Source organism: Bacillus sp. SIMBA_074 (assembly GCF_046534555.1).
GTDB classification, from domain to species: Bacteria; Bacillota; Bacilli; order Bacillales; family Bacillaceae_G; genus Bacillus_A; species Bacillus_A mycoides.
In genome coordinates this window covers 1-14887 of record NZ_JAWRYM010000056.1, presented here as the reverse complement: position 1 = coordinate 14887, position 14887 = coordinate 1, and the positions used below count along the sequence as shown (strand labels likewise).

The window sequence follows — 14887 nt, the reverse complement described above, 5'->3', positions numbered from 1 at the left end:
AAAGTTAGTTTGTCTAGCATCTAAAAATAAAAATTGACGTTTCACGTTGTTTGTTTCGTTTAGTTTTCAAAGTTCAATGCCGCGTTTCAGCGACTTTTATAATTTAACATTTTGACTTGAATCTGTCAACAACTTTTTTCTTTCGTTCCTGACGACGCTTATTAATTTATCATATTACTAATCGATAAGTCAACGCTTTTTTAAAAAATGCCAAAATAAATTTATCTTGGCATTATATATAGCTTAATAATCACTAATGCAGCAACACCTGGCACCCCTAATAAACCTGATACTGTAGCTGTGCCCATGTTAATTGGAATATGAAAATCGAAATATGTCCCTGCAACATTCACAATAAATAGTAACGCTATACCTAAAGTGACATGAAAGAGTGCTTTCCCTATAAAACGTATTGGTTTAGCAGAAACACCAAAAACAAGAAAAATAAAAACTAAAGAAAGAATGCCAACAATAATAATTGTAGAATTCATTTTTTCCTCCTTATGAATGACCTATACATATCCATTTGTATGGGACAAGACAAGAAAAAAGAACATCTATAACATAACTCCTACCACTTCATCTTTATAACCTTTAATCAGTAATCTTTCTTCTAAGCACTAGCAATTAGATACAACTAATTCCATTCCCATTTTTTCTTTCTCCTCTTTATATCCCAAAAATAAAGTAGCCCTATTACTCACAAATAAATCGATAAAAAGTAAAAGGTCCCGCTTTAAAGCGGGACCTTTTACCATTGTTCCATTTTCACAGGACGACGTTTTGCTTCTTTTAACAAGAAAAAATATTTCGCCTCTGCTATTTTTAAAGAACAAAGTACATCTTGAGACGGCTCAACACTTTGTTCAACCAGTCTCTTCTGACGTAGCCATTCATTCTTTACCTTTTCTAATAATACAATTAACTTATCGTCATACTCTTTACGCAACTTACCCTTTTTTTGAAAGAACATTTTCCCTTCTCCTCTTATATCTCTCTACGGCCTTCTAAAGCTTTCGATAGTGTTACTTCATCTGCATATTCTAAATCTCCACCAACTGGCAGACCATGTGCAATACGAGTTACTTTAATTCCTGTTGGCTTTAAGAGGCGGGATATGTACATCGCTGTGGCTTCCCCTTCAATATTAGGGTTTGTTGCTAATATCACTTCTTGTACTGTTTCATCTTGCAGTCTCTTTAATAACTGCGGGATATTAATATCCTCTGGTCCAATTCCCTCCATTGGAGAAATGGCACCACGCAAAACATGATATACACCTTGATATTCTTTCATTTTTTCCATCGCAATTACATCTTTCGGCTCTTGTACTACACAAACAACCGATTGATCCCTATGCGAATCGTCACAAATATAACAAGGATCGCGGTCAGTGATATGTCCGCACACAGAACAATACGCTAAATCTCGCTTTGCATTCACAAGTGCTTTCGCAAAACCTAGTACATCATCCTCTTTCATATCTAACACGAAGAATGCCAATCGAACCGCTGTTTTCGGTCCAATTCCTGGCAACTTCATAAAACTATCGATTAATTTTGATATCGGTTCTGGATAATGCATATATCAATATCCTCCTAGAACATTCCACCTGGTAAGTTCATGCCTTTTGTAAATTTGCCCATTGTAGAGTTTGAAAGTTCATCAACCTTTTTAAGTGCATCATTCGTTGCAGCTAATACTAAGTCTTGTAACATTTCGATATCTTCTGGATCTACAACTTCTTCTTTAATTTTCACTTCAAGAACTTGCTTATGACCATTTGCAATAACAGTAACCATTCCGCCGCCAGCTGTACCTTCAACTGTTTTTTCGCCAAGCTCTTCTTGCGCCTTCGCCATGTCCTTTTGCATCTTTTGCATTTGTTTCATCATATTATTCATATTTCCCATTCCGCCACGCATCATAATTAATTCCTCCTCATTATTATTACTCTTTTATTTCAATAAGTTCTTGCCCTACTAATTTTACAGCCTCTTCTATAAGAGGATCTTCTTTTTGTTCTGGGCTTTCTTCAGAATCCCCGCCTTCGCGTTGTAAAAAGTCTTCACGAATTTTACCCCATTCACTTTTTGGGATAGCAATCATATTTAACCTTTTACTTAACAATTCAAAAAGGGTTTGTTCCAATGTATCCATCGCTTCTCGATTTTCACTAGCCATTTTGCAATGAATCTCATATTGAAATGCTAACACATAGGTATCATCCGAAGCCGCAACTGGTTCACTATTTTCTAATAAAACAGCAAATGCTACTTTGTTATGTGACTTGAGCCTTCCTAATAATTCGCCCCATACAGCTTTTAACTGTTCTAAATCTTGACGCTTCGCTTGCTTTAACACTTCATTCACACGTCCAACAGGAATTTTCATACTTCCTGTTCGTACCGGTTTTGGTGTTGCCCGCGTCTCTCTTACTTCCTGCTGCACACCAGCTGGCACGCCATTCTTTTTAACTTGCTCTAACTCTTTCTCCAACTGCTGCATCCTGTTCATAATCGCTTGTAAACGATCTGCGCCGTTTGCTTGCATCATAAACTGCTGACACAGTTGCACCATAACAACTTCCAAGAATATTCTTGGATGGTTTGTCCACTTCATCTCCTGTTGTCCCTTACTAAGGGTATGAATAATTTCATAGATTACTTCCGGTTGCATTTCTTCACTTAACGTACGGAATTGATCATCTACAATTACCCGTTCCAACATATGTTCTAATTGTGGTGAAGTTTGATATAAAAGCATATCACGATAGTAGTAAATGAAATCCTCCATAAAGCGAACTGGATCTTTCCCTTTACTCATCATCTCATCTATAATACGTAACGCTCTTGATACATCATTTTCACGTATACATTCTACCAAGTCACCCAAATATCGCTGAGATACAGATCCTGTTACAGCTAAAACATCTTCACTCGTCACCGTCTCATCACTATAAGAAATAGCTTGATCAATAAGACTGAGCGCATCACGCATACCACCTTCGGCGGCACGCGCTACGATTTGTAACGCTTCATCTTCTACTTGCGTACCTTCATTTGTCACGACCGTCGATAATCTCTCAACGATATCATTTACTGATATCTTTCGAAACTCAAAACGCTGACAACGCGAAATAATTGTAGCTGGAATTTTATGCGGTTCTGTTGTCGCCAGAATAAAAATAACATGTCCTGGCGGCTCTTCTAAAGTTTTCAAAAGCGCATTAAAGGCACCCATAGAAAGCATGTGAACTTCATCAATAATGTATACTTTATATCCTACAGCACTTGGAGCATATTTTACTTTATCTCTTATATCTCGAATTTCATCTACACCGTTATTTGAAGCCGCATCAATTTCTAATACATCTGAAATAGACCCTTGTGTAATTCCTAAACAAGAAGGACATTCATTACAAGGTTCAGCTACCGGGGCGTGTTCACAGTTAATTGCCTTTGCAAATACTTTTGCAATTGTCGTTTTCCCTGTTCCCCTCGGACCCGAAAACAAATAAGCATGTGAAGCTTTCTCTTGAAGAAGGGCATTTTGCAACGTTTTTGTCACGTGCTTTTGACCGACTACATCTTCGAATTTTTGCGGTCTCCATGTTCGGTATAACGCTTGGTATGACACGAAAATACGGCCTCCCTCAAAGGTTATTATCTTATTTATTATAACCCATTCTGTTTATAGATTCCAAAAGTTATTTTCCATACAAAAAACTCACCTTTATATAAAGGTGAGTTTTGTATACATATATAACTGCCGTGCACCTTCTGTCGATTACGTACCATAAGCGTTACTCAAGCAGTTAGCTCGGTTCAGGCACTCCTGCGGCACACGAGAAAACCCGCTTATTGCTGCTTCCTTCCGGACCTGACAAGGTTCACGGGGTCCCGTTGCGCAGGACCCAAACGTCAACACCACTTACTTAAGGCAGACCTTACAGCAACATAACCTCGAGAAGGGATTCAGCCTCGCTAGAGCGGATTGCGAGTATAGGGCACCGCTACCTCCCCGCTTAGCACGGCAAAGTTAAAACCAATATTCGGTTGCCTTGGATAAGGCATTATCAGTATAACTTGTTTTTTTACAAAATGCAAATACGTTAGTTACCATTACTCTTCTCTAGTTTTTTCACTTCTTTTCTTTTCTTACGAAGCTCCCTAAAAAAAATCGTTAACAACGTACCACATTCTTCTTCAAGTACACCAGGCACTACTTCACACTGATGATTAAAACGCTCATCAGTTAAAAGATTCATCAACGTACCTGCACATCCACCTTTCGGATCGCTCGCACCATATACAACCCGTTTTATACGCGATAAAACAATTCCCCCTGCACACATTGGGCAAGGTTCTAATGTTACATATAACGTTGCATCTTCTAAACGCCATGTCCCTAATTTTTTGCAAGCTTCATCAATAGCTAAGAGTTCGGCGTGAGCTATTGATCTCTGTTCAGTTTCTCTTAAGTTATGTGCGACACTAATCACTTCACCATCTAGCACAATTACAGCACCAATTGGTACCTCTTGTATCGCCTCCGCCTTCTTCGCTTCCTCTATTGCTAACTGCATAAAATATATATCTCGCTCCATAATATAGTCCTTTCACCAAAAATAAAATACACTTTTTCATTTCTTGCAGGTGGGATAACTTTTACAAATTCAATCCAACCTAAAGAAGAAAGAGAGGGAATTACATATGAAAAATACTGCCTTACTCATTATCGATATGATTAATGATTTTCAATTCTCCCACGGACCCATCCTGGCACAGAAATGTGAAATTATAAAGAACCCCATTTTACAATTAAAGGACACCATGAAATCATTGGGCTATCCGATAATTTATGTCAATGATCACTATCAACTTTGGAGATCTGATATTGATCAACTTATCACCCATTGTACAAATGAGTATAGTAAAAATATTATCGAGGCCATTGCCCCGCATACTGACGATTACATTTTTATTAAACCACATTACTCTGCTTTTTATGAAACACCTTTGAATTCTTTATTAGGTTATTTAAAAATCGAAAATCTCATTTTAACAGGAATTGCCGGGAACATATGCATCCTTTTTACAGCTAATGATGCCCATATGAGAAATTATACACTTTATGTACCACGGGATTGCATCGCTTCTAATAACGAGCAAGATAATGAACATGCTTTGAAAATAATGGAAGCCACATTAAAGGCAAATATTGTACCGTCATCCCAAATAAAATTTAATTAATACATATCTATTTTCTAACTTTTTATATCAAATTAGTCCGCTCGCTCCCCTCTTGTGCTACAATAATTCTGTTTTGTGTTTTTAGTAGTCACGGTAAATCACTGATTGAAAGGAGGAAACAGCGTGACCGGAGTACCATTTATCACGGTTGAAGGACCAATTGGTGTTGGAAAAACTTCACTTGCGAAGGAACTTTCAACTCACATGCAACTCCACTTACTAAAAGAGATTGTTGATGAAAATCCTTTTTTAGGAAAATTCTACGAAGACATCGACGAATGGAGTTTTCAAACAGAGATGTTCTTTCTTTGTAATAGATACAAACAACTAGAGGATATTAACATAAAGTATTTGAATCAAAGAAAGCCTGTAGTAGCAGATTATCATATATTTAAAAATTTAATTTTTGCATCCCGTACATTAAAAGATTCTCAATATGACAAGTACATGCAAATTTATCGCATTCTTACGCAAGATATGCCTGTGCCAAATGTTATCGTTTATTTAACAGCGAGCCTAGAAACATTACAAAAACGAATTGCCATGCGCGGAAGAGAATTCGAAAAAAATATGGATCCAAATTACTTGCTACAGCTTACAAAAGATTACGAAACAGCAATGGATGCTTTCAAAAAGGACCATCCAAATATTCCAGTATTGAAATTTAATGGAGACGATATGGATTTTGTAAGAAATCATGATGATTTAAATGTCATCTTATCAGCTCTTCAAAATACTCTCTTGAAGGAGTCGAAATAACAATGAATTTAAGGCAAAAATATGATATACCAAATGATGCAGTTATCACTATTGCTGGGACAGTAGGTGTCGGTAAATCAACTATGACAACTGCATTGGCTAACGCTTTAGGTTATCGTACATCTTTTGAAAAAGTAGATTCCAACCCATATTTGGACAAGTTCTATGCTGATTTCACACGCTGGAGCTTTCACTTACAAGTGTACTTTTTAGCAGAACGATTTAAAGAACAAAAAAGAATTTTCGAATATGGTGGCGGTTTTGTTCAAGACCGTTCTATCTATGAGGACACTGGTATTTTCGCAAAAATGCATTACGAAAAGGGTACAATGACTGAAACTGATTATGAGACATACAAAGGGTTATTTGATGCTATGGTCATGACTCCTTACTTCCCTCATCCAGACTTATTAATTTACCTAGAAGGTTCTTTTGATGATATTGTCGATCGTATTCAAGAACGAGGACGTCCCATGGAGCAGCAAACACCAATTGAATATTGGAAAGAGATGCATGGACGTTACGATAACTGGATTAATAACTTTAATTCATGCCCTGTTTTACGATTAAACATTAATGAATACGATATTTTAAAAGATGGCGATTCAATCGAACCAATCATTAAAAAAATTGGACATTTTTTAAAACAAACACGTAAACTTGTAAAATAAAAAACCCGTGCATATGCACGGGTTTTCCTATGAAATTACTTTTTCTTTTTTGTCGGAGCAATAATTTCACTCTCTGGCTTTCCAGCATTAATACGCTGACGAACAGTACTCGTACTAATATCATATGTTTCAGCAATCTCTTTAACAGTCAATTCTTTCCCATTAATTACTGCTGTTAGTAATTTCCCTGTACGTTTTGGAGTTACTTCTTTTTGCGCAGCTGGTTTTTCAGCTTCTTTTGGTACCTCTACTTTTTTTACAACCTGTTTTACATCACAAGTGCAACCACAAAGTTTACGGAATGTATCATCACTTATAATGCGCGACACATTTGCACCACTGTTTAAAATTCTATTGTTCTTACAGACAGGACATTGTACATAATATAAAGTTTTTCCATCTAAAGGAAACGTTTGTATAATAAGATCCATGTTAACTCCTTTCATATCTATGAAGATAATCATCGGAATATGAGTGTGTAATAAGGACACTATATCCTTACATCATACTTTATGATTGGTTTTAAAATAAAAACTCGTTACGTGTTGGTAACGAGTTCTCCAATCTCCACTTATATGCGCTGTTGTCAATTATATCTGGAGGAGGTAGAGGGATTCGAACCCCCGCGCGACTCTCGCCGCCTGTCGGTTTTCAAGACCGATCCCTTCAGCCAGACTTGGGTATACCTCCATATTGACATCAAATATAATATCAAAAGAAAAACAGTTAGTCAACCCTACTATAATAAATTATGAGGAAAGGAAAATTTTACTTCCCCTCTCCTTTATGACACTGCTGACAACGTCCATAATTACCAATCACTCATACCGATGAATGTTTTAACTTATTTAATAACTGTTTTTCCTCCCATATAAGGGCGAAGAACTTCTGGAATTATAATTGTACCATCTTCTTGTTGGTAGTTCTCTAAAATAGCTGCCACTGTACGTCCAATTGCAAGACCAGATCCATTTAGTGTATGAACATGCTCCGGTTTACCATTTGGCTCACGACGGAAACGGATATTCGCGCGTCTCGCTTGGAATGCCTCAAAATTACTACAAGAAGAAATTTCACGATATGTACCATAGCTTGGAATCCATACTTCAATATCGTATTTCTTCGCTGCTGTAAATCCTAAATCTCCTGTACACATGCTCATAACGCGATATGGCAACTCTAATAATTGTAACACGCGCTCTGCATCATTTGTTAATTTTTCTAACTCTTCGTAAGAATCTTCTGGTTTCACGAACTTCACAAGTTCAACTTTATTAAATTGGTGTTGGCGAATTAAACCACGTGTATCACGACCAGCTGAACCTGCTTCAGAACGGAAGCATGAGCTAAACGCAGCATATCGTATCGGCAATTGCTCTTTACTCACAATCTCATCACGATGCATATTCGTTACAGGTACTTCAGCTGTTGGGATTAGGAAATAATCTTCACTTTCAATACGGAATGCATCTTCTTCAAACTTTGGAAGTTGTCCTGTTCCTGTCATACTTGCACGGTTTACCATATAAGGAGGCAATACTTCCTCATATCCATGCTCATCAGTATGAAGGTCAAGCATAAAGCTAATCAAAGCACGTTCTAATCTTGCACCAGCACCTTTGTAAAATACAAATCGGCTTCCTGTTACTTTCCCAGCACGTTCAAAATCTAAAATCCCTAAATCAGTAGCAAGGTCCCAATGCGGTTTTGGCTCATAAGTAAATTCTTTCACTTCTCCCCAAGTACGTGCTACTACGTTATCATCCTCTGTTTCACCTATTGGAGCAGATTCATGAGGGATATTTGGGATAGATAGCATTAATCTTTCTAAATCTTCTTCAACTGTACGAAGCTCATTATCAAGATCTTTTACTTTTTCCCCAACTTCACGCATTTCTAGAATTAGAGCTTCCGCATCTTTCTTTTCACGCTTTAATACTGAAATTTGTTGAGATACTTCGTTACGTTTACTTTTTAATTCTTCTGTTTGAACAAGTAGCTCTCTTCTTCTCGTATCAAGTTCTTCAAAACGACCAAAATCCGTTAAATCTTCGCCTCTATGCTGTAATTTTGCTTTTACTTCTTCAAAATTCGTACGTAAAAATTTAATATCAAGCATTATATACTCCTCCTTTTATTTTATAAAACACAAAAAACTCCCGTCCCTATACAAAGGGACGGGAGTTAACCCGCGTTGCCACCCTAGTTGAAAGCATTACCGCTTTCCTCTCAAGTAGAAATAACGGCTCTTCACCGGGAATGTTTACTAATCAAAAGATATTCCACATTCCATTCCAGGATGGATTCACAAACTGTTTCTATCGATTTCCACCAACCATCGACTCTCTATAAGAAACAACATTTGTTACTACTTCCTATCAACACGCTTATTTTATAAAATTGTTATCATCAATTTACTATAATCTTATACAAGTTGCAAGTTACTTATACAACTTTTTTCATTTTCGCTTCTTTTACCATTTCTACAAAGTATGCTGTTACACGATGATCATCCGTTAATTCCGGATGGAAAGAAGCAGCTAAAAACGGCCCTTGCCTTACCGCTACCATTCGCTCGCCATGCATAGAAAGTACTTCAACATCATCAGCTACATTTACAACATACGGAGCACGGATAAATACACCAACAAAGTCTTTTCCCACACCTTTCATTGAAAGTGCAGCTTCAAAACTATCTTTTTGGCGTCCGAACGCATTGCGCTCAACCGTAATATCCATAGCACCAATATGTGCTTCTTCATAGCCAATAAGTGTTTTCGCAAGAAGAATCATTCCTGCACATGTACCAAACATTGGTTTACCAGACTTCGCAAATGTACGAAGAGGCTCCATGAAAGCATACTTATCAATAAGACGGCGCATTGTTGTACTTTCACCGCCTGGTAAAATAAGACCATCAATCTCTTCAAGTTGCTCTATACGCTTTACAACAACAGCTTCTGCACCACTTGCCTCAACTGATTTTACATGCTCACGAACTGCACCTTGAAGACCTAGTACACCGATTTTCACCATTTTAAAGATCTCCTTTAATTACCATCCACGCTCTTGCATGCGTTGTTCTGGTAATAACGTTGAAATTTCGATACCTTTCATTGCATTACCTAATCCTTTAGAAAGGCTTGCAATTAGTTCGTAATCTTCATAATGAGTCGTTGCTTCAACGATTGCACGTGCAAATTTCTCTGGGTTCTCTGATTTGAAGATACCAGATCCAACAAATACACCATCAGCACCAAGTTGCATCATTAACGCTGCATCTGCTGGTGTTGCTACACCACCTGCTGCAAAGTTTACAACTGGCAGGCGACCAAGGCGTTTAATTTCAAGTAGTACTTCATAAGGAGCACCAGTATTTTTTGCATATGTCATTAACTCATCTTCACGTAGACTTGCAACTTGACGGATTTCTGCATTGACTTGGCGCATATGACGCACTGCCTCTACAATGTTTCCTGTTCCAGGTTCACCTTTTGTACGAAGCATAGCTGCACCTTCTGCAATACGACGTGCAGCTTCTCCGATATCGCGGCAACCACATACAAACGGAACTGTGTAATCACGTTTATTTAAATGGTATACTTCATCAGCAGGAGTCAATACTTCACTCTCATCGATATAGTCTACCCCTAATGATTCTAATACACGTGCTTCTACAAGGTGACCGATACGACATTTTGCCATAACCGGAATTGATACAGCACCCATAACTTCTTCAACAATTGTTGGATCTGCCATACGAGAAACGCCACCTGCTGCACGAATATCTGCAGGTACACGCTCTAATGCCATAACAGCAACTGCGCCTGCCTCTTCTGCAATCCTTGCTTGCTCAGCGTTAACTACGTCCATAATAACGCCGCCTTTTTGCATTTCTGCCATTCCACGTTTTACACGTTCTGTCCCTGTTACATTTGTCATGTACAAAAACCCCCCTAGGTGAATTGCTTTCCCCGTTAAAGAAGAAAATTAAGAATACTCTTACATTCTACCACTAACTATCTGATGCTTGTCTACTACTTTTTCATAAAGTCGGTATGAAAAATAGGAATAAGAAAAAGCTCCTACAATGAGGAGCTTTTAAAACCAACCTTTTACTGTATCAATAGCACCATTCCACATACCACTAAAGAAAGAACCAATTCCGCGCATAGAACGTGTAAACCAGCCAGCCTCTTCTACTTCAGATTTTGTTACAAGGTCTACTTGTAATGATTTTCCTGATAAAAATCCAGGATCATTACTATCTTTAGACGTTACAACCATTTGTCCAAGTGCAACTCCCTTTTTCAGAGGTGCTTCTTGTCCCTTATTTCCTTCTTTAAATTCTGTTTTATAAACGTCTTTACTTCCCTTTGGCACCGGAAGTGAAACAGCTTGCTTCGTTTGAACTGCTACATCTTTATCTTTCGCATTTTCAACTCTTACTGTTTCTTTTCCTTTGACCGAAGAACCTTTTTCATACATTTTCTTCATTTCAAAGTTAGCAAAGCCATAATCATATAATTTCTTCGTCTCATCGAAACGCGCTGTATGAGAACTTGTTTTAATAACTACAGAAATAAAACGCATACCGTTTCGTTCAACCGTACCAGTGAAGCAGTCCCCTGCTTCTGGAGTTGATCCTGTTTTTAGACCATCTACTCCGTCATATTCTTTAACTAAACCCTTTAACATCCAGTTCCAGTTCGACATCCCAAATTTCTCTTTTTCTGGACGGAAAACTTTTTTCGGGATTTTTGCTGTATCTAACACTTTTGGATAATCTTTAATTAAATGTTGCGCTAAAGTTGCAACATCCTTCGCAGACATTTTATTTTCTTCATCCGGTGTTGTACCTTCAGGATGCATCCCTTTTAAATCTTTGTTCGTTAAACCCGTAGAATTAACAAATTTATAATTTTTCAATCCTAGTTCTTTCGCTTTATCATTCATCATTTTTACGAAATCTACTTCTTTACCTGCAATTGCTTCTGCTAATGCAATTGTTGCACCATTTGCAGAAAAGATTGCCATTGCCTCGTATAACTCTTTTACTGTATACAGGCCACCACTTTCTAATGCAACATTTGATAATGAAGCATCTTGTGAAATCTTATATGCATATTCAGAAACCTTAATTTTTTGATCCCACTTAAGTTTTCCTTTATCCACTGCTTCATGAACTAAATATTCACTCATCATCTTTGTCATACTAGCAATTGATAATAATTCATCTGCATTCTTTTGATATACAATTTTTCCAGAATTCGCTTCAACTAAAATCGCTGCACCTGCTTCAATGTTTAAAGCAGCTCCTGTTTCTGCTGATGCATTGCTATATGGTGCAAACATGCCAAAAGCTAGTGTAAGCACTGTTACCAACGCAATGAATCTTTTGCAAAACATACCTTTCACTTTTGCTACCCCCAATATCTATGTACTCACATAACCGTTATTCTAACATAATCAAAAAAAAATAGACAGAGATATCAAATCTCCGTCTATTTACATATAAGACATTATAATGAGTAGTTTGGAGCCTCTTTTGTAATCTGTACGTGATGAGGGTGGCTTTCACGTAAACCAGCACCCGACATACGAATGAACTGCGCATTCTCACGTAAGAATTCTAAATCCTGTGCTCCGCAGTATCCCATACCTGCACGTAATCCACCAACTAATTGATGAACTGTATCTGCTAAAGGTCCTTTATATGGTACTCGTCCTTCAATACCTTCTGGAACAAGTTTTTTGTTTCCTTCTTGGAAGTAGCGATCTTTACTTCCTTTTTCCATTGCTCCAACAGAACCCATACCACGATATACTTTAAATTGACGACCCTGGTAAATTTCAGTTTCTCCAGGGCTTTCAGCTACACCAGCGAACATACTACCTAGCATAACAACGTGTGCTCCTGCTGCTAAAGCTTTAACCATATCACCAGAGTACTTAACACCGCCATCTGCAATAACTGGAATGCCGTATTTACGGGCTTCAGTTGCACAATCATAAACTGCTGTTAATTGTGGTACACCAACCCCAGCTACAACACGCGTTGTACAAATAGATCCTGGTCCAATACCAACTTTAACTACATTTGCACCAGCTTCAATTAATGCTTTTGTTGCTTCAGCTGTAGCAACATTACCAGCAATAATATTTAGTGCTGGATATTTCGCGCGAACTTCTTTTACTTTTTCAATAACACCTTGAGAATGTCCATGAGCTGTATCAAGTACAATTGCATCTACACTTGCTTTTACTAATGCATCGATACGAAGCATTGCATCAGCCGTTACACCAACTGCTGCTCCAACCAATAAGCGTCCTTGCTTATCCTTTGCAGAGTTTGGAAATTCAATTACTTTTTCAATATCTTTTATTGTAATAAGCCCCTGTAATACACCGCTATTATCAACAAGAGGGAGCTTTTCAATTTTATACTTTTGTAAGATTTTTTCAGCTTCTCCTAGTGTAGTACCAACTGGGGCTGTAATTAACTGTTCTTTTGTCATTACGTCAGAAATTTTGATTGAGTAGTCTTGGATGAAACGCATATCACGGTTTGTAATAATACCAACTAATTTTCGCTCATCTAAATTATTTACAACTGGTACACCTGAGATACGGTATTTTCCCATAAGATGTTCCGCATCATATACTTGATGTTCTGGAGTTAAAAAGAATGGATCTGAAATAACGCCGCTTTCAGAGCGTTTTACTTTGTCAACTTGCTCTGCCTGGTGCTCAATAGACATATTCTTATGAATGATTCCTAAACCGCCTTGACGAGCCATTGCAATAGCCATATCGGCTTCTGTTACTGTATCCATTCCTGCACTAATTAACGGGATGTTTAACTGTAAGCTTTCAGATAAAACTGTTTTAACACTTACTTCTCTTGGTAATATATCTGATTTTGCTGGTACAAGTAATACATCATCAAAAGTCAAACCTTCTTTAACAAATTTAGATTCCCACATAATTGTTCCCCCCATGATACCAGAAATTATTATTAGTAGCTTATCAATTGGTTAAAATACTGTCAAGAAAGTATAAATATGTTAGAATTTTTAGACAATAAAAGGAGCGTAATATATGCATCATACACCTTGTGCTTGGCAGCAGTTAAGTTTCTTCTTTTCATCTCAAAACGTACAACATTATCTTGCCCGTTGTTATGAAAAATCCTCGATTCAGGATGCCGAAAAAAAAAGTTTTGAAAATTGTTATCCATTTATTTATTACTTAGAACACGGTAAAAATTATTATGAATTATATAAAACAGCGCCATTTTCCATTCAGCCAATGCTGTTATTTTATGGGATGGGGCAACTTTTTAAAGCCTGTTTATTAACTATTAATCCAAACTATCCAGAATCAACAACCGTTTTAGCACATGGAGTGACAACCCGTAAACGAAAAAAACAAGGATATCAATTTTTAGAAGATGAAGTGAAAATACAGAAAAATGGACTATTTACTCACGCGGCAGAACAACTGTTTCACATGAAACACTTAGAAACAGAAAAGTTTAATATGTTAGAGCTAATGGGAAAAATCCCTGAATTACAACATTTATTTCGCTATAGTCAAAAAGAAACAACATTATATAAAATTGATTCAACAAATAAAAATGAGCTCTCTTTTTCAGTCAACATACTAGATCGACTACATATGACTAAAGAGAGATTTTCTCGTTACATCGAAACAGCCTGTAAGCATTTATCAATACAACACGTACCTGAGAAAAACAATGAATTAAATGTATTTTTTTCCGCACCTATTCAATCATGGAATCCTATGTATAGCACACCTTTATACTATGAGCATCTTACTGACACTTATTATTTACCACTTACGACTGACCCTAGAAACTCTAAGCCAGTGTTGCCTGAGCTCCTTGTTCATTATTTATTGCTCTATAATTTAAGTATGATTTCTAGGTATGAAACAGATTGGTGGTATGACTTACTTGGAAGCTATGGATCTGAAGATTATCCGTTTATTTATCAATTTCTCAATATTTCTGCTCAAAAAATCCCTTACTATATTTCAGCATTTTTACTAACGGAATCCAACCTATTTCATGGGAAATAAAAAAACACGAGTCAAATGACTCGTGTTTTTATCTTGCTTGGCGACGTCCTACTCTCACAGGGACAAGGTCCCAACTACCATCGGCGCTAGAGAGCTTAA

The 14887-nt window shown here is 37.2% G+C and carries 16 protein-coding genes, 1 tRNA gene, 1 other RNA gene and 1 other annotated feature; of the genes, 4 read left to right on the top strand and 14 right to left on the bottom strand.

Annotation, left to right across the window (positions count from 1 at the left end):
• Nucleotides 1-221 precede the first annotated feature (221 nt).
• The 7 genes from SB773_RS29425 to tadA all read right to left on the bottom strand — a co-directional run bounded on the left by SB773_RS29425 (nucleotide 222) and on the right by tadA (nucleotide 4609).
• Entirely contained in the window at nucleotides 222-491 is a 270-nt protein-coding gene (locus SB773_RS29425) for a pro-sigmaK processing inhibitor BofA family protein (protein ID WP_044441752.1), read from the bottom strand.
• Between the two features lie 260 nt (nucleotides 492-751).
• Entirely contained in the window at nucleotides 752-973 is a 222-nt protein-coding gene (locus tag SB773_RS29420) for a YaaL family protein (protein WP_002009631.1), read from the bottom strand.
• Nucleotides 974-987: 14 nt separating this feature from the next.
• On the bottom strand, nucleotides 988-1584 hold the full coding sequence (recR, locus tag SB773_RS29415; RefSeq protein WP_002009629.1) for a recombination protein RecR: 597 nt from the start codon (nucleotides 1582-1584) through the stop codon (nucleotides 988-990).
• 14 nt (nucleotides 1585-1598) lie between these two features.
• The gene (locus tag SB773_RS29410) at nucleotides 1599-1925 is read right to left on the bottom strand and encodes a YbaB/EbfC family nucleoid-associated protein (RefSeq protein WP_170935248.1); all 327 of its coding nucleotides are present in this window, start codon (nucleotides 1923-1925) and stop codon (nucleotides 1599-1601) included.
• A 25-nt stretch (nucleotides 1926-1950) separates the two neighbouring features.
• The gene (dnaX, locus tag SB773_RS29405; protein WP_002029302.1) at nucleotides 1951-3639 is read right to left on the bottom strand and encodes a DNA polymerase III subunit gamma/tau; all 1689 of its coding nucleotides are present in this window, start codon (nucleotides 3637-3639) and stop codon (nucleotides 1951-1953) included.
• Between the two features lie 132 nt (nucleotides 3640-3771).
• An RNA gene (ffs, locus tag SB773_RS29400) (signal recognition particle sRNA large type) lies at nucleotides 3772-4036 on the bottom strand.
• Between the two features lie 78 nt (nucleotides 4037-4114).
• Nucleotides 4115-4609 (bottom strand): tRNA adenosine(34) deaminase TadA, encoded by a 495-nt coding sequence (tadA, locus tag SB773_RS29395; protein WP_002029304.1) that lies wholly within the window; start codon nucleotides 4607-4609, stop codon nucleotides 4115-4117.
• A 106-nt stretch (nucleotides 4610-4715) separates the two neighbouring features.
• On the opposite strand from tadA, the gene SB773_RS29390 reads away from it, so the two are divergent.
• From SB773_RS29390 to SB773_RS29380, 3 genes are all read left to right on the top strand, one after another.
• The gene (locus SB773_RS29390) at nucleotides 4716-5255 is read left to right on the top strand and encodes a cysteine hydrolase family protein (RefSeq protein WP_002130738.1); all 540 of its coding nucleotides are present in this window, start codon (nucleotides 4716-4718) and stop codon (nucleotides 5253-5255) included.
• 123 nt (nucleotides 5256-5378) lie between these two features.
• Complete coding sequence (locus tag SB773_RS29385) at nucleotides 5379-6014, top strand: deoxynucleoside kinase (protein WP_060751903.1); 636 nt, start codon at nucleotides 5379-5381, stop codon at nucleotides 6012-6014.
• 2 nt (nucleotides 6015-6016) lie between these two features.
• Nucleotides 6017-6685, top strand: a complete 669-nt coding sequence (locus tag SB773_RS29380) for a deoxynucleoside kinase (protein WP_002009620.1) — start codon at nucleotides 6017-6019, stop codon at nucleotides 6683-6685.
• Between the two features lie 35 nt (nucleotides 6686-6720).
• Here SB773_RS29380 and SB773_RS29375 read toward each other — a convergent pair whose 3' ends face one another.
• The 7 genes from SB773_RS29375 to guaB form a co-directional block, all read right to left on the bottom strand.
• Nucleotides 6721-7116, bottom strand: a complete 396-nt coding sequence (locus tag SB773_RS29375) for a sigma factor-like helix-turn-helix DNA-binding protein (protein WP_410593714.1) — start codon at nucleotides 7114-7116, stop codon at nucleotides 6721-6723.
• 166 nt (nucleotides 7117-7282) lie between these two features.
• A tRNA-Ser gene (locus SB773_RS29370) sits at nucleotides 7283-7375 on the bottom strand.
• Between the two features lie 154 nt (nucleotides 7376-7529).
• Entirely contained in the window at nucleotides 7530-8804 is a 1275-nt protein-coding gene (gene serS, locus SB773_RS29365; RefSeq protein ID WP_002009617.1) for a serine--tRNA ligase, read from the bottom strand.
• A gap of 51 nt (nucleotides 8805-8855) precedes the next feature.
• Nucleotides 8856-9076, bottom strand: a binding site (T-box leader).
• A 54-nt stretch (nucleotides 9077-9130) separates the two neighbouring features.
• On the bottom strand, nucleotides 9131-9721 hold the full coding sequence (gene pdxT, locus SB773_RS29360; RefSeq protein WP_410593712.1) for a pyridoxal 5'-phosphate synthase glutaminase subunit PdxT: 591 nt from the start codon (nucleotides 9719-9721) through the stop codon (nucleotides 9131-9133).
• 18 nt (nucleotides 9722-9739) lie between these two features.
• Complete coding sequence (gene pdxS / locus SB773_RS29355; RefSeq protein ID WP_002009615.1) at nucleotides 9740-10627, bottom strand: pyridoxal 5'-phosphate synthase lyase subunit PdxS; 888 nt, start codon at nucleotides 10625-10627, stop codon at nucleotides 9740-9742.
• A gap of 159 nt (nucleotides 10628-10786) precedes the next feature.
• Nucleotides 10787-12094, bottom strand: coding sequence for a serine hydrolase (locus SB773_RS29350; RefSeq protein ID WP_410593720.1), 1308 nt, complete (start codon nucleotides 12092-12094; stop codon nucleotides 10787-10789).
• Nucleotides 12095-12207: 113 nt separating this feature from the next.
• The gene (gene guaB, locus SB773_RS29345; RefSeq protein ID WP_060751900.1) at nucleotides 12208-13671 is read right to left on the bottom strand and encodes an IMP dehydrogenase; all 1464 of its coding nucleotides are present in this window, start codon (nucleotides 13669-13671) and stop codon (nucleotides 12208-12210) included.
• 115 nt (nucleotides 13672-13786) lie between these two features.
• On the opposite strand from guaB, the gene SB773_RS29340 reads away from it, so the two are divergent.
• Nucleotides 13787-14788 (top strand): YaaC family protein, encoded by a 1002-nt coding sequence (locus tag SB773_RS29340; RefSeq protein WP_410593708.1) that lies wholly within the window; start codon nucleotides 13787-13789, stop codon nucleotides 14786-14788.
• The last annotated feature ends 99 nt before the right edge of the window (nucleotides 14789-14887 follow it).